Here is a 20990-nt window from a genome sequence, read left to right as displayed (position 1 = left end):
CCAACTCGGCCCTCAGCCCAGCTTCCTGCGACGCGAGGACCCCGCCGAGATGGTAACGGAGCGGGCTTGGTCGGCCTGTCGAGTCGCGAGGCCGATCGAATCGAGGTGACAGCGGACCTGATGTCCGTCCCCGATCGTGCGCCACGGTGGCGACTGAGTGTCACAGAGATCGGTGATCGCCCAGCGGCATCGTCGTCGGAAGCGGCACCCGGTCGGCCGCGGGACGTCCTCGGGCTGCTCGGAGGGTGCAGCGACCTCGGCGAAGGTCCCCGAGGCCGACATCGCCGCCGATGCCAGGAGGTCGTCGGTATAGGGGTGGCGCGGCCCGTCGAAGATCGCCTCCCCGGGACCGACCTCGACGACCTGGCCGCGGTACATCACAGCGACGCGATCGGCGACGTGACGGACGACGGCGAGGTCGTGGGAGATGAACAAGTACGCCGCGGCGGTCTCGCGTTGCAGGTCGCCCAGCAGTTGCAGGATCGCGGCCTGCACCGAGACGTCGAGCGCCGAGACGGGCTCGTCACAGACCACCAGCGATGGGCGCCCGGCGAACGCCCGGGCGATCGCGACGCGTTGCTTCTGGCCCCCCGAGAGAAGCCGCGTCGGTACCCCCAACAGACTGTGGTCGAGCCGCACCGACGTGGCCAACTCCTCGACCGTCCCCTTGCCACCGAGGCGGCGGATCGCCCGGTCGAGCACCGCGCCCACCGTGTGGCGCGGGTTCAGCGTGGTGTCGGCGCTCTGGAACACCATCTGGACTCGCTGCCGGACGTCCGGGCGCCGGCGCGCCGCCGCCGGCAAGAGCTCGAGGCCGTCGAGCTCGATACGGCCTCCGTAGCGGACGAGCCCGGCCACGGAGCGGGCGAGGGTGGTCTTGCCACTCCCTGACTCGCCGACGACCGCCATCACCTCCCCGCGCTGCACGGCGAGGACGATGTCGTCGCATGCGACGACATCGTCGTAGTGCACGGTCACCCCGTCGATCCGGAGGATCGGATCATCGCTCGATGGCCCGGCGACCCGGTGGGCCACGGGCTGCCCGGTCGGCTCTGGAGCCCGCGCGCCCGCATGCCAGCAGCGCACCAGTCGTCCGGTGACGTCGTACGCGAGTGGAGGTTCGGCATCGCGGCAGGCGTCGCTGACAGCGTGGCATCGGTCGGAGAAGGCGCAGCCGTCCGGGCGAGCGGCGGGCGACGGCAGCGACCCGCGGAGCGGCTCGAGCACCGCGGTGCCCTGGTGGGCCGACAGGCTGGGAACGCAGCGCAGCAATCCGTCGCTGTAGGGATGGCGCGGCCGGTCGATCAGGTCGTGGGCGGGCCCCTCCTCGACGATGCGCCCGGAATACAGCACCCCGACGCGATCGCACCAGCGGCGGACGAGATCGAAGCGGTGGCTGATGAACAGCACGGAGGCACCGACGTCCCTCCGCAGGGAGTCGACGAGGCCGAGCACGGCCAGCTCGGTGCTCGCGTCGAGCCCGACGGTGGGCTCGTCGAGGATCAGGAGCCGGGGCCGGGCGGCCAGGGCCATGGCGATGACCACCCGCTGTTGCTGGCCACCCGAGAGCTCGTGCGGGTAGCGGCGAGCGATCTCCGCCGGATCGGCCATCCCCGTCCGCCCGAGCATGTCGAGGGTTGCGGCGCCGGCGTCACGACGCTCGAGGCCGAGGTTCTCGAAGACCTCGCTGATCTGGCGCCCTGCTCGCATGGTCGGGTTGAGCGCGCTGGCAGGCTCCTGATGGACGGTCGCCACGTCGCGTGCCCGATACTCCCGCAACGCGCCGTGACGCAGGCCGAAGACGGCACGACCGGCGACGGCGACGGTGCCCGAGACGAACGCCGACGCCGGGAGCGATCGGGTGATCGCCCGTGCTGTGGTCGTCTTTCCGCAGCCCGATTCGCCGACCAACCCGTAGACCTCGCCCGCGCCGATGTGCAGGTCGACTCCGTCGACGACGTGGGCCGGGCCGGGCCGCGCCCGGCCGCTCTTCCCCCATCCGGATGCACGCCGGTGGTGGGCACTGCGGTACGCGACGGTGAGCTGCGTGATCTGAACCAGGGGAGTGCGGGCGGGGCCGCCGCTAGACATCGAAGACCTCGCGCAGATTGTCGGCCAGGAGGTTCACGGCCACCACCAGTGAGGCGATGGCGAACGCAGGAACGAGCACCGTCCACGGCGCGACCTCGAGATAGGCGCGGTTCTCGGTGACGGAGAGCCCCCAGTCCGGGGATGGTGGCTGTGGTCCGAGGCCGAGGAAGGAGAGCCCGGAGACCAACAGCACCGTGAAGCCGAGACGGACCGTCGCCTCCACGGCGACCGCCGGAGCCACGTTCGGCAGGACCTCGCGGATGAGGATGAACGGAGCCCGCTCGCCGCGCAGTCGTGCGGCGTCGACGTAGGGACGCTCCACCTCGCTCAGTGCGGCTGCCCGCACCGTGCGGGCGATGAGCGGCGCGAAGAGCACCGCGACCGACCACACCACCGTCGTGGCCGAGCGTCCGAACGCCGCCGACAGCAGGACGACGACGAGAATTCCCGGGAGCGCACCGACGACGTCGATCAGACGCATCATCATCTCGTCGACGCCTCGATGCCAGGCGGCCACGAGGCCGATCGTCGTCCCGGCCGCCGTCGCCAGCAGCGTGGCGAGCGGTGCGATCACCAGCACCGACTCGGAACCGGCGAGCAGTCGAGCGAACACGCTCCGCCCGAGCCGGTCGGTCCCCAACCACTCGGTGCGAGAGGGCGAGGCGAACGGCGGACCCGCCCGGCCGAACGGGTCGATCGGCAGCCATCGCCACGCGATCGCCGCGGCGAGCCAGAACGCGAGGACGGCTGCGCTGAGCACGAACGTTGGCCGTCCCATCAGCGGCGCCAGCAGCCTGCCGGTGCCGGCGCGGCGCGGCGACGCCGGCCCGACGGCACCGATCACTGCGGATCCATGGGTTGGCTCGGCACGTCAGGCCCTTCCGTGGCGCACACGGGGATCGAGACCGCCGTAGACCAGATCGGCGACGAGCAGGACCAGCATCGACACCGCAGCCGTGGTGAGGGTTGCGGCCTCGAGCACCGTGACGTCGTGATCGCGAGCGGCGTCGACGATCAGCAAGCCCACACCGGGGTAGTTGAAGAGCGCTTCGACGACGACCAACCCGCCGAGCATCGTGGCGAGCTGGGTACTCAGCACCGCAATCGTCGGAACGAGCGCGTTCCGGAGCACATGGCGCCGGACCAGCCTGGCCGTCGCCAGCCCCTTCAGCTCCGCAGCCCGGTAGTAGGCCGAGTCGAGGACCCCGATGGTCCCGGCCCTCGCCATGCGCGAGACGTAGCCGAGCAGGCCGAGTGACACCGTGAGCGCAGGGAGGAACATCGCCCGGAGGCGTCCACCGCGGACGATGCCGGGCGGTGGCTGGCTGTTCACCGGGAACCACCGTAGATGGACCGCGAATCCCATCAGCAGGATCGCCCCGATGACGAACGCCGGCGTCGAAGCAAGCACCAGCCCGGCGATCGAAACGGCGCGATCGACGAGCCGGCCCCGGCGCATCCCTGACCAGATCCCGACGCCGATCGCCACCGGTGTGGCGAGCACGAACGCGGCGAGGCCGAGCAGGAGCGAGTTGCCCAGTCGGCCGAGCACGAGCGGCCGAACCTCGGTGCCGAACATCACGCTGTGTCCCCAGTTTCCCCGAACCACTCCGCCGAGCCAGGCCCCGTAACGGCTGAGCAACGAGCCGTCGAGGCCGCGCTCGCCGCGCCAGACCGACAGCTGCTCCGCGGTCGCGTACGGACCGAGGGCCGCCCGCGCCGGATCACCGGGGGCCACGTGGACGAGGAGGAAGATCAACACGGACGCCACGACGAGGACCAGTGGAGCGGTGATCAGGCGCCGGACGACGATGTGCCGCATGGTGACCTCGCGGTCAGTCGGTGAGCCAGATCTGGGACAGGTCGAGCATCAGACTGGGATCGGCGACCACCCCGTGCAGGCGATTGGCGTAGGCCCGGCTCACGCCGTCGAAGAGGGGGATGATCACCGGGACGTCCTCGTGGAGGACGGCCGCCAGCCGGTCGGCCGCCGACTGCTGCTCGGCAACGTCGGACGCGGCGTCGTATGCCATCGCCAGCTCGTCGACCTCGGGATTGGCGTAGTGCGACGCGTTCCAGATCGCGCTGGAGGACAAGAGGAGGCCGACGAGCTGCGACACGCTGGGACGTGACGCCCAGTAGGTGACGGTGGCGGCAGCGTCGAGCCACGGCGGTGACGGCCCGTCGGCGTAGTACTCCTCGGGGGGCAAGACCCTCAACGAGACCTCCATGCCGGCCTCGGCGAGCTGTTGCTGCAGCAGCGTGGAGAACGTCTCCGCTCCGCCCTGCACGGTGGTGATCTCGAACGACAGTGGCACCCCGCCGAGCAGCGCAGCCACCTTGTCGAGATCGCGCTCGCGCTGGGCGAGTCCTCCAGGCTGCACGGGGTGCAAGGGACCGAAGATGTGATCGTTGCCGAGCGATCCCTGACCGCCGGCGAACGTGTCGTGCAGAGCCAGCCGGTCGAGAGCCCAAGCGATCGCCTGGCGGACCTCCAACCGGTCGAACGGCGGCGTGTCGACACGGAGGGCCAACGCGTAGAACCCGTTGCTCGGACCTGACACGTAGCCGAAGCGCTCCGGATCGAGCCGTTCGACGAGCGCGTGGTCGATCGCCGCGATCGTGTCGGTCTCGCCGGACTGGAAGGCGAGCAGCAGCGCCTGCGGATCGGAGTAGAAGGTGTAGGTCGCACCGTCGATGGAGATCTGGTCGGCCCGCCACGACGCGTCGAACCGTTCGAAGGCCACACCCCGATCGAACTGCAACTCGGTGACCCGGAGCGGTCCGGTGCCGACCGGGTTGGACTGCCAGTCGCCGTCGTAGTCCTCGGGGAGGATGATGGTGTTGAAGTTGGCAGACGACACGAGGTACGGGAAGTCGGCGAAGGGACGGGCGAGGACGAACTCGACGGTGGCATCGTCCACCGCGTCGGTGGACGACAGAACCCCTTCGAACGTGCCCTTGGCCGCCGACGTGGACTCGTCGGCAACCAGCCGCGAGATCGATGCCACCACGGCCCGCGCGGTCAGGGGCTGGCCGTTGGTGAACACCACGCCGGGACGGAGGGCAAACGTCCACGTGAGGCCGTCGGCGCTGACGTCCCAGTCGATCGCCAACTGGGGCTCGACCGTGCCGTCGGGAGCGGTGCGTACCAGGTACTCGGTGGCCAGGCCGAGGACGCCTCGCGCCGTGCCGCTGGCGAACGTCGGCGGGTCGATCCTGGCGCCCGGTGGCAGTCCGCCGAGGCGGAGGATGCCTCCCCGGACCCGTTCGGCGCTCGCCGGGCTCGGCAGCCACGATGGAGACCGGGGTGCTCCCTGGGCGCGACCGGCGACGAAGACGCCGCCGGTCGCCGCGCCGATGCCGACCATCCCGAGCAGGGTGAGCGCGTCGCGTCGGCTCGCGCCGGCGCGACGCGGTTGGTTGACGGGACGGTGATCTTCATAGGGCATGCGCGGTCCCCTGAGGTACGAACGGCGGATCGAAGGGTCGGCGGTGGAGCGGTGCCTGCACGCATGATCGCACGCGCACGGTGGTCGAGCCGACATGTTTGTCGCCGGAGTCACTCCGCAGTCGGTCGGCGCCATGCGCTCGCACGAACTCACTCGAGTCTCGCCGACGCCGCGGCACTAGGTTCACGGCCATGGCGATCGAGCCCGACACCAAGGATTGGACCTGGGTCCTGCAGCGACCGTGCCCCGAGTGCGGGTTCGAGGCAGCCGGGGTGACCGTTCGCGACGTGCCGCGCCTCGTCCGGGACAACGCGTCGGTGTGGGCCGCCGTGCTCCGTCGGGATGACGTCGGCGTGCGCCCCCAGCCGCAACGCTGGTCGGCGCTCGAGTACGCCTGCCACGTCCGCGACGTGTTCGCCCTGTTCGACACGCGGCTGCACCTGATGCTCGACGAGGAGGGCCCGCGCTTCGCCAACTGGGACCAGGACGAGACCGCCGAGCGTGAGCGGTACGGCGATCAGGATCCGGCGACGGTTTCGGCCGATCTGGCGACCGCTGCGGCCGCAGTGGCCGAGTCGTTCGCCGCCGTCACCGAGGATCAGTACGGTCGATCCGGTGTCCGTAGCGACGGTGCCGAGTTCACCGTTGCCACATTCGCCCAATACTTCGTCCACGACCCGATCCACCATCTCTGGGACGTGGGGGAGGAGCAACCGTGATCCGTGTCGGCGTCAACGGTGCCGCCGGGCGGATGGGCTCGACAGTGTGCGAGGCGGTCGAGGCCGATGACGAGCTGAACCTCGTGGCCCGTGGCGACGCCGGTGACTCGCTGGAGACGTTCGTCGACGCCAGCTGCGACGTCGTCGTCGACTTCACGGTCGCCGCTGCGGCGCGTACCTCGGTCGCCTGGCTGGCACGCAACGGGGTCCATTGCGTCGTCGGGACCACGGGCCTCGGCGCCGACGACTTCGACGCCTGGACGGAGGCCTCCGCGGCGGGCGGGGGCAACGTGCTCGTCGCCGCCAACTTCGCCATCTCCGCCGTACTGATGATGCGATTCGCCGAGATGGCTGCGCCCTTCTTCGACACCGCCGAGATCATCGAACTGCACCACGACGCCAAGCTCGACGCACCGTCGGGGACGGCGGCGGTGACCGCCGAGCGCATGGCGACGGCGAAGCATGCGTGGCCCGCCGACCCGACGACCCATGAGACGGTGCCGGGCGCGCGTGGCGGCCGGGGCCCCGGCGGCATCCATGTGCACTCGGTGCGAATGCGTGGCATGGTCGCCCACCAAGAGGTGATCCTCGGAGCCGCCGGGCAGACGCTGACGCTGCGGCAGGACAGCTACAGCCGGGAGAGCTTCATGCCCGGCGTCGTGCTGGCGTGCAAGCGCATCGCCGATCTGCCAGGGCTGACGCGCGGTCTCGACCCGGTCCTCGGGCTCTGACCCACGCGAGTGCCTTCCTCAGCTCAGGTTGAGGTCGAGGGTTTGGGCACAGCCTCGGGGCAATGGTCCCCAAGGAATTCACAGGTAATCGGGACTGACGATCCACAGCATGGAACGATCCGGGTGGCGAACCACGCTCGACTACCGCGAGAACCACGTGCGGGCCCGCGACGGCCGCCTGCTCGAGGTGATCCCGACCTGGACGGCCGAGGCCGAGCGGTTCGACGGGGACCTGTCGTTCGTCGCCGCGTCCGGTGGGACTCCCGAGGAGGCGTGGGCGCAACTCCGTGCCGACGTCGACGCTTCCCGCATCCAGACGGTGCGGGCGGTGCGTCTGCTCACCCCCTGAGCTCGTCCGGCCGGCGGGGGACGCCTCAATTCGTGCTCGACGTGAGGGGGAGGTCAATGAGGGCGGCGAGCTCGGCGAGCGCGGTCGCCGGATCGACCACCTTGATGGTTGCCATCCCCATCGCTTTGGCGGGCTTGAGGTTGATGCCGAGGTCGTCGAGGAACACGCACGACGAGGGCTCGACGCCGAGCAGCTCGCACGCCGTCTGGTAGAAGCGGGGCTCGGGCTTGCGGACGCCGATCTTCGACGATTCGACGACCACGTCGAAGCGGCTCATGACCACATCGATGTCGGGGCGGGGATCGTCGCTGACGACGTTGTTGGTGAGGCACGCGGTCTTGTATCCGGCCGAGCGCACGGCGTCGAGCGCCTCCACCATCTCCGGGCGGACGTCGCCCATCAGCCGTGCCAGGACGTCGCGACCCGGTACGCGATGCCCGAGAGCGTGGGACTCGTCGGCGAACGCGACGTCGAACTCGTCGGGGGTCAGCTCGTTGCGCTCGAGACGGGCCCACGCGTTGGCGTCGGGATTGGTGGCGTTGACGCCGCGGAGAAAGCCGTCCGGGAGGCCGTTGTCGCCCTCGTAGCGGGCGAATGCTTCGAACGGGCTCGTCAAGATGACGCCCCCGAAGTCCCAGAGAACCGCGCTGTACACGACCGGGCACTCTACGATGGCGGTCGCGATCCGACGCTGCCGGAGAGGAACGATCCCCGGAGCGTGGCTCGCCCGGCGCGCCGCATTCAGCGCTCGCCTCAACCTCACTGAAGAAATCTGTATGACGACAGCACAACGTGACGGCCACCCCTTGGTGGTCGTCGACGGTTCGAACATCGCGACCGAGGGGCGATCCAGCCCCAGCCTTGCCCAGTTGAACGATGCGGTACTGAGCTTCCGCGACGAGCACCCCGAGTCGGCGATCACCGTGGTGGTCGACGCCACCTTCGGCCACCGCATCGACAAGTCGGAGGTCAAGGCCTTCGACGAGGCGGTCGCCCACAACGAGGTCGTCGCACCACCCGCCGGGGCGATCGGCCGCGGCGACGCCTTCGTCCTCAGCATCGCCCACAAGGTCGGCGCGACGATCCTGAGCAACGACTCGTTCCAGGAGTTCCACGGGCAGTATCCCTGGCTGTTCGACGAGGGCCGCCTCATCGGCGGCAAGCCCGTTCCCAACATCGGCTGGGTGTTCGTCAACCGCGTGCCGGTGAAGGGCCCGGTGAGCCGCAAGGCGCGCGCCGGAGCCAACGCCAGCCGCCGTACGGCGAGCAAGTTGGCGAGCCAGCCGATGCCCGTGCCGAAAGAGCCGCCTCCCGGTCGCCGGAGCCGCCAGGGGGAGGGTTCCGGCTCCAAGCGGACGGAGCCGGCAACGCCGAAGGTCGAGCAGCCTGCGCCGGCCGCGTCCCGGCCGGCGCCGAGCGGCGGCCCGGTCAACGATCTGCTGCCCTTTCTCGAGTTCGTCGAGCTCAATCCCGTCGGCAGCAGCGTGAGCGGCGTGGTCGAGTCGTACTCGTCCCACGGCGCCTACGTCACCATCGGCGATCTCCGGGGCTACGTGCCCCTCCGACTGATGGCCGATCCACCGCCACGCAGCGCACGGGAGGTCCTCAAGCTCGGAGACCACGTGACGCTCGTGGTGTCGAGCTTCGCCCCGGCCCGCCGCAGTGTCGATCTCGCCATCCCGGCGGCCGCCGCCTCGGGCGACGCGTCACCGGCTGGCGATCCGGCGCCCACCGAAGCGCCGGGCGAGGAGCCAGCAGCCAAACCGGCGAAGCGGGCGGGCGGCCGACGTTCAGCGGCGAAGCGTTCGGCGGGGGAGAAGCCGGCGGCGCCGGTCAAGAAGGCGTCGACGCGGAGTGCGGCGGCAGCTGAGAAGGGCCGCGCGGCCGATCGGGAACCGACGTCTGTGTCGACTCCTGCCGACGTGACGCCCCGGGAACCGGCACCGGTCGCCGAGGGTGCGGCGCCGGCGAAGCGGGCGACGAGGGCGAAGAAGGCCGCTGCGGCGGCGCCTGACACCCCTGGGGCCGCGACGGCGACGCGAAAGCGGTCGGCCAACAAGGCGGTCCCCACGGAACCGGCGAGCGCCGCCGCGGCAGCGAACCGGCCGGCCGCCAAGAAGGCGGCAGCCAAGAAGGCGGCAGCCAAGAAGGCGGCAGCCAAGGAGTCGGCCGGCACGGCGCCGGCAGCCAACAAGACGGTCGCGACGAAAGCGGCGGCCACGAAGAAGGCTGCCAGCACGGAGCCGGCCGCCAAGAAGGCGGCGGCCAAGAAGACCTCGGCGAAGCAGGGGGCCGCCAAGACGACTGCGGCCAAGAAGCCCGCCGCCAAGAAGTCCGCCGCCAGGAAGACGACGGCCGCCAAGACGGTGGCTGCGGCGCCGGGGCAGCCGGCGTCGTGACGCGCTTCGCCACCTGGAACGTCAACTCCCTCAACGCCCGCCAGGAGCGCGTCGAGCAGTGGCTGGCCGACGTGTCGCCCGACATCCTGGTGATGCAGGAGACCAAGCTCAGCGACGACGCCTTCCCGGCGCTGGCGTTCGGCGCGTTGGGGTACGAGACGGCGCACCACGGAGAGGGGCGATGGAACGGGGTCGGCATCCTGTCGCGTGTCGGCCTCACCGACGTCGTCCACGGATTCGCCGACGGCGGCGATCCCGATTCCGACGCCCGCCTCATCACCGCCCGGTGTGGCGATCTCACGGTGCTCGACGTGTACGTCCCCAACGGCCGGGCGCTCGACGCCGACCACTATCAGTACAAGCTGCGCTGGCTCGAGCGGCTCCACGCTCATCTCGACGCGGTCACGGCGCCGGGCGATGCGGTGCTGATCGCCGGCGATTTCAACATCGCGCCCACCGACGCCGACGTCTACGACCCCAAGGCCTTCGAGGGCCAGACCCACGTCAGTGCGCCCGAGCGTCAGGCTCTCGGCGCGCTGATCGATCGTGGCTTCGTCGACGTCTTCCGGACGCGCTATCCGGACACCCCCCGGGTGTACTCCTGGTGGGACTACCGCCGGGGCGACTTCCACCAGGGCCGAGGGCTGCGCATCGACCTCGTGCTCGCCACGGCGCCGGCGGCGTCCCGCGTCGAGTGGTGCGTCATCGACCGCAACGCCCGCAAGGGGCAGTCACCGAGCGACCACGCACCCGTCGTCGTCGACTTCGCCGCGGCCTGATCCGCGGTCGCCGATCCGGCGTTCAGCAATCGACGAGGTCGGCGGCGTCGAGCGCGGCGCGGATCCCGTCGAAGTGCCGGGATGCCGTGGCCGGACCGAACCCGGTGACCGCCACGAGCTCGTCGATCGTCGACGGCGCAGCCGCAGCGATCGCCGCGAGGTCACCATCCGAGCAGATCTGTGTCGGCAGCATGGCGATGCCGCGAGCCATGTCGTCGCGCCACTGTTCGAGCCGGCGTATCCGTCGGGCGGTCGGGCTCGCCGCGGCTCCCGAACCGAGGGCGACGATCTCGGGCGGCGCCTCCGCGGCCGGGGCGGATCGGGTCAGGTCCTCGAGGCCGGCCACGAACGGGCTGTCGTGTCGTGCATAGCCGCGTCGGCGAAGGGCCCTCGTGACGACCAGGCGGTCCGAGGCCCGCGTGAAGGCCACGTGCAGCAGACGCGCCTCTTCGCCCTTGGCATCGACGGTCGTCGCCGACCGGTGAGGCACCAGGCCGGTCTCGACGCCGGTGACGATCACGGTGTGCCATTCGCGGCCCTTGGCTGCGTGGAACGTCAACAACTCCACCCCGTCGGCGTCGCCGGGACGGGCGAACGGCCGAGTCGATGCCACCCAGGAGCGGAAGGCGGCCCCGTCTCCGAGGGGTTGGTCGTGCAGGAAGTCGAGGACTGCCCCGGCGACCGTGCGCTCGGCGACCGCCGCCGCGTCGGCCGGCACTCCGGGCGTCGCCGGTGGGAGATCGACGATGTCGTGGGCCCAGGCGCGAAGCTGGGATGCCGATCGGAGCACGGCCGCGGTGCGGACGGCGGCGGCGAGCGGTGTCCCGGCGGCGAGTGCGTCGCGCCGCATCGGCACGCCGAGACGCTCGAGCGCCGTGCGCAACGCCGCCAGCTGATGGTGGGTCCTCGCCAGGATGGCGACCTGGCCGTTGCGGACGAGGCCGCGTTCGCAACGGTTGGCGATGTCGGCGACGCGGGCCGCCTCGTCGAGCTCGTCGGCGGCCACGACGAACTCCACGGAGCCTCCGCCGTCCCGTGCCGACACGGCGTCGGCGGGTTGGCCGGCGACACGGAGCGCGTGCATCCCCGCCGTGACGATCTCGGGGGTGCAGCGGTGGTTGGACGGAAGGCGGACGATCTCGACGCCAGGGAGGTGCCGATCGATGTCGGCGAGCAGGCTCGAGTCGGAGCCGTTGAAGCCATAGATCGACTGGGTCGGATCGCCGACCAGGAACAGGTCACGCGAGTCGCCGAGCACGGCTCGAAGCAGTCGGTACTGAGCGGGGTTGAGGTCCTGGGCCTCGTCGACGAGGAGATGCCGGAACCGCCACCGCACGACCGACGCTAACTCGGGGTCGCTCTCGATGTCCGCCGTCAGCATCGTGAGGAGGTCGTCGAGATCGATCACGCCGCGCCGCCGCTTGAGCAACTCGTAGCGCTCGAGCGCCGCCGCCACCCGCTCGTGGCTGGTGCCCGTGCGTCGTCCGGTCGCCCGAGCGGCGCCCGTGTAGCCGGCGGCGCCGACGCCGAGCGCCGCGCTCCATGCCTGCTCGGCCCGCAAGGTCTCGAGCGGCACGCCCTCCGCCACCTCGCCGAGAAGCCGGTCGGGGTCGTTGACGATGTTGGGTGGCGGCCGATTCGAATCCATCCACCGTTGACGGAGCACGGACAGGGCGACCGAGTGGAACGTGCCGGCCTCGACCGGTTCGCGAAGGCCCGATCGGCGCAGGCGCCGGCGCAGCTCGCCGGCCGCCTCCCGGGTGAACGTGAGGGCCAGCGTGTGGCGAGCATCGGCGGATCCGTCGGCGATGCGGTAGGCAATCCGCCGCGTGAGCACCCGGGTCTTGCCCGAGCCGGCCGCGGCGATGACGGCGACGAGCGTCGATGGCGTGGCGACCGCCATCCGTTGCTGCTCGTCGAGGTCGGCCAGCAGGTCGGCGGCGTCCACCGGATCAGGCTAATGGGGTGGCACGAACAGTTGTGCGCACGTCGGCCGTGCCAAGGCTCGGCACGGCGCCGGCCGCGGACCCGACATCCTCCGGTCGGCGGCGATCCCGGCAGTACTGTTGGCCCATGCCGTATCCGAAGAAGCTGCTCAACGACTACGAAGAGCTCGCCGTCGACCTGCACCCGCACTGGTGGTACTTCGCCGAAGCGGTGGCCGCCCTCGTCGGCTCGATCGTTCTCGGCATCATCGTGATCGTGGCGACCGACAGCAACCCGCTGAAGTGGCTGGTGCTCGCCCTCATCGTCGTCAGCGCGCTCTGGCTGCTGCTGCGGTACCTACGCTGGGCGACCACGAACTTCGTCATCACCAGCGACCGGGTGATCTTCCGCCACGGCGTGATCGCCAAGAGCGGCATCGAGATCCCGCTCGAACGCGTCAACAGCGTGCATTTCAACCAGTCGATCTTCGAGCGCTTCATCGGGGCGGGGGACCTGCTCATCGAGTCGGGAGCCGAAGGGGGCCAGCAGCGCTTCACGGACGTCAAGAACCCCGACAAGATCCAGAACCTCATCCACTCGCAGATGGAGCTCAACGAGAACCGGATGTTCCAGGGGAGCCAGCAACGGGCTGCCGCCGGCGCCCCCGACGTGACCGAGCGCCTCGAACGGCTCGAGGCGCTCCGCGATCGCGGCACGCTGACCGACGACGAGTTCGAGGCGCAGAAGCAACGCCTGCTCAGCGGCGAGTAGCGACGCGGCCGGGGGCGTCCGGCAACAGCAGACGCCTCCTCTCATCGTATATGATGAACGGATGGGAGGTCGTTGCCATGTCGCTGCTCTTTGAGGTGTCCGATCGGATCGCGACGATCACGTTGAATCGCCCCGAGGTGATGAACGCGATGGATCCGGCCACGTACTCCGAGCTCTCCGAGGCGTGGCTGGCCGTGCGCGACGACCCCGAGATCTGGGCCGCGGTGATCACCGGGGCGGGCGACCGGGCATTCACCGCCGGGGCCGACCTCAAGCAGCCGCAGTCGGCGGTCGTCGAGACGTGGATGCATTGGCAGACCCAGCGTGAGCAGTTGCTCAATCGCGGGCTCGAGGTGTGGAAGCCGGTGATCGCCGCGGTCAACGGCTACTGCCTCGCCGGAGGCATGACGCTCCTGTTCGCCACCGACATCCGCATCGCCGCCACGCACGCCAGATTCGGCATCTCCGAGGTCAAACGAGGTCTGCTCCCGGGCAACGGTGGCACCCAGCGGGCGGTCCGCCAGCTGCCGTATCCGATCGCCATGGAGCTCTTGCTCACGGGAGACCAGATCGATGCCGCCGAGGCGCTTCGGTTGGGGCTGATCAATCGCGTGGTGTCCTCTGAGGAACTGATGCCGACGGCCTACGAGTACGCCCGGCGGATCTGCGCCAACGGCCCACTCGCGGTGCGCGCGACGAAGGAGCTGGCGGTCCGGTCCCAGTACCTCCACATCGACGACGGGCTCCGGCTGGAGTACGCCATGGCCAAGGTGCTGGCGGCCACCGACGATGCCGCCGAGGGCCGGGCGGCGTTCGCGGACAAGCGCGATCCGGTGTACCGGGCACGCTGACTCCCCGGCTCTCGCTATCGTCCTCATATCGTATATGATGCAGCGATGGGTATGAGGCTGGAGTACGAGGCCGGAAGGTGTCGCAGGCGGGTGTCGACGTGAGCGCCGACAGCGATGTCGCTTCCGGATTCCTCGCGGGGGTGCGAGTGCTCGAGCTGGCCGACGAGGTGGGCGAGTACTGCGGCAAGCTGCTCGCCGGCCTCGGCGCCGATGTCGTCAAGGTCGAACCTCCGGGTGGGGAGGTGACCCGCGGCTACGGACCGTTCTACCGCGACGACCCGCATCCCAACCGGAGCCTGTACTTCTGGCACTACAACTTCGGCAAGCGCAGCGTGTCGCTCGATCTCGACACCCCCGGCGGCCGAGAGGCGTTCCTCGATCTGGCCGGCACGGCCGATGTGGTGCTGGACACGCGTCACCGGTCGTACCTGTCAGATCGCGGACTGGGCTTCGAGGATCTGCGTCGCCTGAACCCGGGGCTGGTCTACTCGCGGATCACCCCGTTCGGCGACGACGGACCGTGGGCAGACTGGAAAGCGAGCGACCTCGTCCATCTCGCGCTCGGCGGGTTGATGATGAACTGTGGCTACGACGCGGATCCGTCCGGTCACTACGAGCTCCCGCCGGTCGCGCCGCAGATGTGGCAGGCGTACGCCATCGCGGGGGAGTTGGCGACCATCGGGATCCTCGGTGCACTCAACCACGTGCTCGAGACCGGAGTCGGGCAGCTGCTGACAACGTCGGTCCACCAGGCGGTGGCGGCCAACACCGAGGTCGACGTGCCCGAGTGGATCTACATGCGCCGCCTCCTGTACCGCCAGACCGGTCGCCACGCCTTCCCGCGGGAGGGGGTCGACCAGAAGGGATCGGCGTCGTCACGGATCGTCATGACGAAAGATGGCCGCTGGGTGCTGCCCTACCGCACCTATCTCCCCAACGACTCCGGTCACGGGTCCGTCGAGAACCTCATCGCTCTCCTCCGTTCGTTCCGCGCCGGAGACATCGACGATCCCAGGTACGACGATTCCGACTACATCCAACGCCCGGAGGTCGTGGCCCACATCGACCGGCTGCTCGCCAACCTCGTGGCGAGCCACACGTTCGACCGCGACCTGTTCCGAGACGGTCTCGACGCCGGGTTCGCGTGGGCGCCGGTGCGCCGGCCCGAGGAGAACGCAGTCGATCCGCATTGGCGCACACGGGAGACGTTCATCGATCTCGAGTACCCCGAGCTCGGTGAGACGTTCACCCAGATCCGCGCCAAATGGGTCGCACCGGGCATCCCCTGGCGCTCCGGCCCTCGGGCACCGCTGATGGGAGAGCACACCGCTGCGGTCCGCGAGGAGTGGGCCAGGCTGCCGCCGCGCGAGCGGCCGCCGCTGCGACCGGTGCGCATCGATCCCGAGCATCGACCTCCGAGCCGGAAGTTCGCGCTCACCGGGGTTCGCGTGGTCGACCTCACCTGGATGCTGGCCAGTGCCGGCGCCGGGCGCTACCTCGCCGCGCAGGGTGCCGAGGTGATCAAGGTGGAACACCACACCCGGCTCGACATGATGCGGTTCGGCCGCACGGGTCCGCATCCGCTGGGGCGGGAAGCGTGCGAGGCCGCAGACGGGCCGATGCCCGATTTCTCCTCGAACGGCAGTCCCAACCGGAGTGGTGGGTTCCTGGAGGCCAACCCCGGCAAGCGGGCGATCAGCCTCAACCTCAAGACCGAGCAGGGCAAGGAACTCCTCCGCCGGCTGCTGGAGAACGCCGACATCGTCATCGAGGGCTTCAGCTCGGGGACCATGGAACGGATGGGCTTCGGGTACGAGGAGCTGCGCCGCATCAATCCCCGACTGGTCTACGTGTCCCAATCCGGACTCGGGCAGCAGGGGACGTACGGACGGGTCCGCAGCTTCGGCCCGCCCGCCCAGGCCTTCGCCGGGCTCACCGACATGACGGGTCTCCCCGAGCCGCATCCGCCTGCGGGCATCGGATACTCGTACCTCGACTGGTGGGGCGCCTACCAGATGGCGGTCGCCGTGCTCGCCGGCCTCTATCGACAGCGTGCGACCGGGATGGGCTGCTGGATCGACTCCTCGCAGGTCGAGTCCGGTCTGTACCTCACGGGGACCGCGGTGCTCGATTGGTCGGCGAACGGGAGGTCATGGCGACGGTACGGCAACCGGTCGCCGTACAAGGTGGCGGCGCCCGCCGGCGCCTACCGCTGCGCAGGAACGGATCGCTGGATCGCGATCTGCGCCCACAGCGACAGCGAGTGGCGCGCCCTGGTTCGCGTGCTCGATGCCCCTCACCTCGCGGACGACCCGAGGTTGGCCACGCTCCAGCTGCGTCTCGCCGACCAGGACTACCTCGACGAGCGGATCGAGTCGGTCACCGTCGAGTGGGACCCGTTCGTGCTGATGCAGGCCCTGCAGGCCGAGGGCGTTCCCGCCGGCGTCTGCCAGACCGCACAGGACCGCTACACATCCGATCCGCAGCTGGCGCACCTGGGGTGGATGGTGGACCTCGAGCAGACCGAGTGCGGTTCGTGGCCCGCCCGCGAGCTTCCCACCCGTTTCAGCGAGACACCCAGCTACATCGGCGGCCCGGTGGACCGACACGCGCCCAACTATGGCGAGGACAACGACTACGTGTACGGGACGCTGCTCGGGCTGTCGGCCGCCGAGCGAGCGGCCCTCGCCGACGCGGATGTCATCTAGTGGCGACCAGCGAGCAGGAGGGCGAGCAATGACCAACGAATTCAGTGCGAGGGCGGCGATCGTCGGATTGGGAACGTCCGCCATCGGTCGCGTCTACGGCAAGTCCTCGGCGGAGTTCGCCGCGGACGCCGTGGCGGCGGCGGTTGCCGACGCCGGCCTGTCGATGGACGACATCGACGGGGTGTTGACCACCCAGGGCCGGATCGCGCCCAGCGGCGTCTCCGTCGCCGCGACCCTCGGGCTGCGCGACCTGACGCTCGAGATGGTCAATCTGGAGATGTTCGGCGCGTCCACGGCGGCCGCGGTGCAGTACGCGGCGATGGCCATCCAGGCCGGGATGGCGCGCAACGTCGTGTACGTCCACGCCGACGCGCCGCTGAAGGAACCCGGCGCCTCCGGCGGGGCGGCCTACGGGTCCTATGCCATGAACCGCTCGCCGGCGGGCTTCCCGGCCCTGGACACGGCGATCGGGTTGCGGGGAGCGAACGAGCAGTACGCCTTGTTCACGCGTCGGCACATGGAGAAGTACGGCACGACGAGTGAACAACTCGGGGCGATCGCCGTCGCGCAGCGCGAGTGGGCCACGATGAACCCGATGGCGCAGATGCGGACGCCGATCACGATCGAGGACCATCAGAACTCCAGGTGGATCGCCGAGCCGCTGCACCTGCTCGACTGTTGCCTCGTCTCCAACGGTGCCGTCGCTGTGGTGATCACCGCGGCCGAACGCGCTCCCGACCTCCAGCGCCCGCCGGTGTACATCTGGGGTTGGGGCCAGGGGCATCTCGGTCACCCGCGTGCGCGGGGCAGCGAGCTCGGTCTGGTCTCCGGGGCCGGTCTCGCCGGCCGCCAGGCCTTCGCGATGGCAGGGATCGGTCTCGACGACATCGACGTCCGCGAGTTCTACGACTGCTACACCTTCACGGTCCTGCTCACGCTCGAGGACTATGGCTTCGTGCCCAAGGGTGACGGGGGGCCGTTCGCCGCGACCGGCGAGCTGGGTCCGGGAGGGTCGATGCCCACCAACACCGGCGGCGGCCAGCTGTCGGCCTTCTACCTCGTCGGGACGCAGCCGCTGTACGAGTCCGTCGTGCAGGTTCGCGGCGACGGCGGCGATCGTCAGGTCGCGCGGCACGACTTCGCGTTGTGCAGCGGCCAAGGCGGAATCCTCGAACACCACGCCACCCTGATCCTGGGTGCCCATCCACGTGACTGAAGGTGCCACCGTGCTCTTGCCCGCTGTTCAACGCGACGACTTCTCCGCACCGTTCTTCGACGCGGCCGCCCAGGGGATCCTGCTCGTGCGGCGCTGCGAGAACGGCCACTTCCTCGCCCCGAGCAGCGGGTCATCGCACGGCAACTCGCTGCGGTGTCACGAGTGCCAGAGTGGACGCGTGGACTGGCATCCCGCGTCGGGGATGGCCACGTTGGTGAGCTGGATCGTGCTCCATCCCCGCGACGGTGGTGGCGAGACGCGCCGCGCGGGTTTGGTGGAACTCGAGGAAGGTCCCTGGATGTATGCCCTCCTCGATGTGCCGTCCGATCTCGAACTACGGGTCGGGCTTGCGCTTCGTGTCGGATTCGTCCCGACCGACGGGGGCGAGACGATCCCGTCATTCGGCCCGGCCTGAACGACGATTGACCGACGGCGGGAAATCATATACGATTCGACCCACTCTCGTGTCGGGGGACAGCGAGCTGTGTCGAAAGGATCTGTCATGACCCACCGAACTGTCGTCCGATCGCTCACGCGTGGTCGGCCCATCCTGCGCCGAGGAGCCGCAGTCCTGGCGGCTGCGAGCATCACCGGCGCCATCGCCGGTGGCGTTGCCAGCGCCACGACGGAACCTCCCGCGGGTTCCGAGCCGGCGGCGACTGCCGAGCCGCAACGTGGTGGCAAAGCGGTCGTCGTCTTCAGCGGGCAGCCGGCCTCGCTCGATCCGCAGCTGCAGCGCGTCTCGTTCTGCTTTGCCGAGTGCTCCGCGTCGTCGGCCGTGTTCGCCAGCCTGGCCTACATGAACCCGATCTCGGGCGAGGTCGAGCTGTACTTCCTCGAGTCGCTCGAGCCCAACGAGGATGCGTCGGTGTGGACGATGCGCTTGCACCCGAGCATCAAGTTCAGCGACGGGACGCCACTGGACGCCGAGGCGATCAAGTTCAACATCGAGCGGGCAGCCGACCCCGAGACTGGCTCGCGCTTCCAGCCGGCCACGGAGGGTCTCGAGCTCGAGGTGATCGACGAGCTGACGCTCGAAGTGACCCTCCCGGGGCCGGATCCGTCGTGGGACGCCGACCTGGTGTCCAACTTCGCAGGTGTCGGGTCGCCCACGGCGATCCAGGCCGCGATCGACGAGGGCGTCGAGGTGGGATCGAGGCCGGTCGGGGCCGGCCCCTTCATGGTCGCCGACTGGGACCCCGGCCAGCGATTGGTGCTCGAGCGAAACCCGTACTTCGAGGACTTCAAGCCGGGCCAGCCCTATCTCGACGAGATCACGATGGAGAACGTCGCCGACCGCTCGCAGATGACGACGGCGTTGACGAGCGGCGCGGCGCAGATCGTCCTGACGTCTGGTGGGGGCGCGACCGACGAGCTGGTGGAGGCGGCGAATGCCGTCGTCACGATGACGGGCGGCGGGGCGGCCATCACGTTGAACACGGCGATACCGCCGTTCGATGACGTGCGGGCCCGGCTTGCCCTGGCCCTCGCTCTCGACCGTGATCTGACCTCCGAGGCGTTCGCACCGGGCACACCACCCTCGGCGGGGCTCTTCCCCGAGACGTCGCCGTTCCACAACCCGGAGTACACCTGGCCCGAGCAGGACGTGGCCGAGGCCCAGCGGCTCTTCGACGAGCTCGCCGCCGAGGGCAAGCCCGTCGACTTCAGCTACACCACCTATGCCAACGCCGAACAGACCAACGTCGTCAACACGCTGATCGCTCAGCTCGCCGAGTTCGACAACGTGACGTTCGAGGCCGACATCAAGACGTACAGCGAGTACGTGGCAGCGATGCCTGCCGGCGAGTTCCAGTCCGTGCCGTCCGGGACCTACTTCACGGGCCCCCTGCCGATCCTCTACGACTACGTCGCACCCGATGGCGTGCTCAACTACGGCCGGTGGGAGAATGCCGAGGTCGGCGCGGCGTTCGCCGATCTGCCGACGGCGTCGACACTGGACGAGCAGAAGGCCATCTGGGACGTCCTCCAGCGCGAGCTCGTCGAGGAGATGCCGTTCGTCTGGCTCGGCGTCGGTGTGGTGTCGGTGGGCTACGCCGACGGGATGATCGTCCCGCGGACCATCAACTACGGCACCTTCCCGCTGTGGGCCGAGATCGGCTACGAGTAGGGGGTGTCCGTTCGGCAGGTCATCGGCCGTCGGGTCGACTGAGAGAGGTAACGCATGGACCTGGGACTGCAGGGCAAGGTCGTCGTCATCGCCGGTGGCGCGGCGGGCATCGGCCGTGAATGCGCCGAGGCATTCGCGGCGGAGGGGGCCCGGCTCGCCATCTTCGATTGGGACGCCGACGCCCTCGCCGAGACGGCGTCGGCGATCGGTGCGACCGGTGCCGAGGTGCACACCGAGCGCGTCGACGTCTCCGATGCCCGGTCGGTCGACGCCGCCCATGCGCGGGTGATCGAGTCGCTCGGCGGCATCGACGTCGGGTTCAACAACGCCGCCATCATCACGCCGAGCAAGGCGATCGAAGACACGAGCGAGGACGACTGGGACCGGGTCGTCGGGGTCAACCTCAAGGGTGTGTGGCTGTGCGTGCGGGCGCAGGTCCGTCACATGCGCCCGCGCGGGGCAGGTGCGATCGTCAACATGGCATCGGCCGCGGCACTCGTGGGCGCGCCCGGGACGACCCCCTACACGGCCGCCAAGCACGGCGTCCTCGGCATCACGCGGACGGTCGCCCTCGAGCTGGCGACCACCGGGGTGAGGGTCAATGCCGTCGCCCCCGGCACGGTGGACACCAAGCTGAACACCCAGTTGTTCGCCGGGGAGGACCCGTTCGCCGACGCGCTGGTTCGCCAGGGTCAGCCCATCGGACGCAATGCCCACACGAGCGAGATCGCCGACGCCGTGCTCTGGCTGGCGAGTGAGCGCTCGACGTTCGTGTTGGGCTCGACGCTCGTCATCGACGGTGGCTTCACGGCGCAGTGATGCGATCACACGCCGATCGACACTGGCCGGACACGGCTCGCGGTTGACAGG

At 69.8% G+C, this 20990-nt stretch carries 18 protein-coding genes; 12 read left to right on the top strand and 6 right to left on the bottom strand.

The annotated features are described in order from the left end of the window. Window positions 1-12: 12 nt before the first annotated feature. From DN771_RS23115 to DN771_RS23105, 4 genes are read right to left on the bottom strand one after another with little or no spacing between them, the layout of a single operon-like run. Window positions 13-2091 carry an ABC transporter ATP-binding protein gene (locus tag DN771_RS23115; RefSeq protein WP_116999935.1) on the bottom strand — a complete coding sequence of 693 codons (2079 nt, stop codon included), beginning with the start codon at window positions 2089-2091 and terminating at the stop codon, window positions 13-15. Next, window positions 2084-2935 (bottom strand): ABC transporter permease, encoded by an 852-nt coding sequence (locus DN771_RS30165; protein WP_193615405.1) that lies wholly within the window; start codon window positions 2933-2935, stop codon window positions 2084-2086. The genes DN771_RS23115 and DN771_RS30165 overlap by 8 nt, the downstream gene beginning before the upstream one ends. 27 nt (window positions 2936-2962) lie before the next feature. Then, window positions 2963-3913, bottom strand: coding sequence for an ABC transporter permease (locus tag DN771_RS30160; protein ID WP_193615404.1), 951 nt, complete (start codon window positions 3911-3913; stop codon window positions 2963-2965). 13 nt (window positions 3914-3926) lie between these two features. Then, window positions 3927-5543: an ABC transporter substrate-binding protein gene (locus DN771_RS23105; RefSeq protein WP_162942309.1), complete on the bottom strand. Its 1617-nt coding sequence runs from the start codon at window positions 5541-5543 to the stop codon at window positions 3927-3929. A 191-nt stretch (window positions 5544-5734) separates the two neighbouring features. Here DN771_RS23105 and DN771_RS23100 point away from each other — a divergent pair, with 191 nt between their 5' ends. The 3 genes from DN771_RS23100 to DN771_RS23090 all read left to right on the top strand — a co-directional run bounded on the left by DN771_RS23100 (window position 5735) and on the right by DN771_RS23090 (window position 7342). Next, window positions 5735-6262, top strand: a complete 528-nt coding sequence (locus DN771_RS23100; protein WP_116999933.1) for a DinB family protein — start codon at window positions 5735-5737, stop codon at window positions 6260-6262. Beyond that, window positions 6259-6993, top strand: a complete 735-nt coding sequence (gene dapB / locus DN771_RS23095; protein WP_116999932.1) for a 4-hydroxy-tetrahydrodipicolinate reductase — start codon at window positions 6259-6261, stop codon at window positions 6991-6993. The genes DN771_RS23100 and dapB overlap by 4 nt, the downstream gene beginning before the upstream one ends. A gap of 109 nt (window positions 6994-7102) precedes the next feature. Further along, window positions 7103-7342 carry a hypothetical protein gene (locus tag DN771_RS23090; RefSeq protein ID WP_116999931.1) on the top strand — a complete coding sequence of 80 codons (240 nt, stop codon included), beginning with the start codon at window positions 7103-7105 and terminating at the stop codon, window positions 7340-7342. Between the two features lie 25 nt (window positions 7343-7367). On the opposite strand, the gene DN771_RS23085 is transcribed toward DN771_RS23090, so the two are convergent. Next, window positions 7368-7997: an HAD-IA family hydrolase gene (locus DN771_RS23085; protein ID WP_227462455.1), complete on the bottom strand. Its 630-nt coding sequence runs from the start codon at window positions 7995-7997 to the stop codon at window positions 7368-7370. A gap of 121 nt (window positions 7998-8118) precedes the next feature. Between DN771_RS23085 and DN771_RS23080 the strand changes: the two genes are divergently transcribed. Together DN771_RS23080 and DN771_RS23075 are read left to right on the top strand one after the other, a co-directional pair. Continuing rightward, window positions 8119-9741, top strand: a complete 1623-nt coding sequence (locus tag DN771_RS23080) for a S1 RNA-binding domain-containing protein (protein WP_162942308.1) — start codon at window positions 8119-8121, stop codon at window positions 9739-9741. Further along, the gene (locus tag DN771_RS23075; protein WP_116999929.1) at window positions 9738-10520 is read left to right on the top strand and encodes an exodeoxyribonuclease III; all 783 of its coding nucleotides are present in this window, start codon (window positions 9738-9740) and stop codon (window positions 10518-10520) included. The genes DN771_RS23080 and DN771_RS23075 overlap by 4 nt, the downstream gene beginning before the upstream one ends. 22 nt (window positions 10521-10542) lie before the next feature. Here DN771_RS23075 and DN771_RS23070 read toward each other — a convergent pair whose 3' ends face one another. After that, on the bottom strand, window positions 10543-12468 hold the full coding sequence (locus tag DN771_RS23070; RefSeq protein WP_162942307.1) for a UvrD-helicase domain-containing protein: 1926 nt from the start codon (window positions 12466-12468) through the stop codon (window positions 10543-10545). A gap of 125 nt (window positions 12469-12593) precedes the next feature. On the opposite strand from DN771_RS23070, the gene DN771_RS23065 reads away from it, so the two are divergent. The 7 genes from DN771_RS23065 to DN771_RS23035 all read left to right on the top strand — a co-directional run bounded on the left by DN771_RS23065 (window position 12594) and on the right by DN771_RS23035 (window position 20939). After that, complete coding sequence (locus DN771_RS23065) at window positions 12594-13217, top strand: PH domain-containing protein (protein WP_162942306.1); 624 nt, start codon at window positions 12594-12596, stop codon at window positions 13215-13217. Between the two features lie 77 nt (window positions 13218-13294). Next, entirely contained in the window at window positions 13295-14068 is a 774-nt protein-coding gene (locus DN771_RS23060) for an enoyl-CoA hydratase/isomerase family protein (protein ID WP_116999966.1), read from the top strand. A 98-nt stretch (window positions 14069-14166) separates the two neighbouring features. After that, window positions 14167-16776 carry a CaiB/BaiF CoA transferase family protein gene (locus tag DN771_RS23055; protein ID WP_205528734.1) on the top strand — a complete coding sequence of 870 codons (2610 nt, stop codon included), beginning with the start codon at window positions 14167-14169 and terminating at the stop codon, window positions 16774-16776. Between the two features lie 28 nt (window positions 16777-16804). Next, complete coding sequence (locus DN771_RS23050; protein ID WP_116999927.1) at window positions 16805-17992, top strand: thiolase family protein; 1188 nt, start codon at window positions 16805-16807, stop codon at window positions 17990-17992. Between the two features lie 10 nt (window positions 17993-18002). Then, window positions 18003-18407 carry a Zn-ribbon domain-containing OB-fold protein gene (locus DN771_RS23045; RefSeq protein ID WP_162942305.1) on the top strand — a complete coding sequence of 135 codons (405 nt, stop codon included), beginning with the start codon at window positions 18003-18005 and terminating at the stop codon, window positions 18405-18407. An 87-nt stretch (window positions 18408-18494) separates the two neighbouring features. Continuing rightward, window positions 18495-20120 (top strand): ABC transporter substrate-binding protein, encoded by a 1626-nt coding sequence (locus DN771_RS23040; RefSeq protein WP_116999925.1) that lies wholly within the window; start codon window positions 18495-18497, stop codon window positions 20118-20120. A 54-nt stretch (window positions 20121-20174) separates the two neighbouring features. After that, complete coding sequence (locus tag DN771_RS23035) at window positions 20175-20939, top strand: SDR family NAD(P)-dependent oxidoreductase (RefSeq protein WP_116999924.1); 765 nt, start codon at window positions 20175-20177, stop codon at window positions 20937-20939. Window positions 20940-20990: the final 51 nt, after the last annotated feature.

Origin of the sequence: Desertimonas flava (genome assembly GCF_003426815.1) — a bacterium.
Classification (GTDB): Bacteria; Actinomycetota; Acidimicrobiia; order Acidimicrobiales; family Ilumatobacteraceae; genus Desertimonas; species Desertimonas flava.
This window is presented reverse-complemented; position numbering and strand designations above follow the sequence as displayed.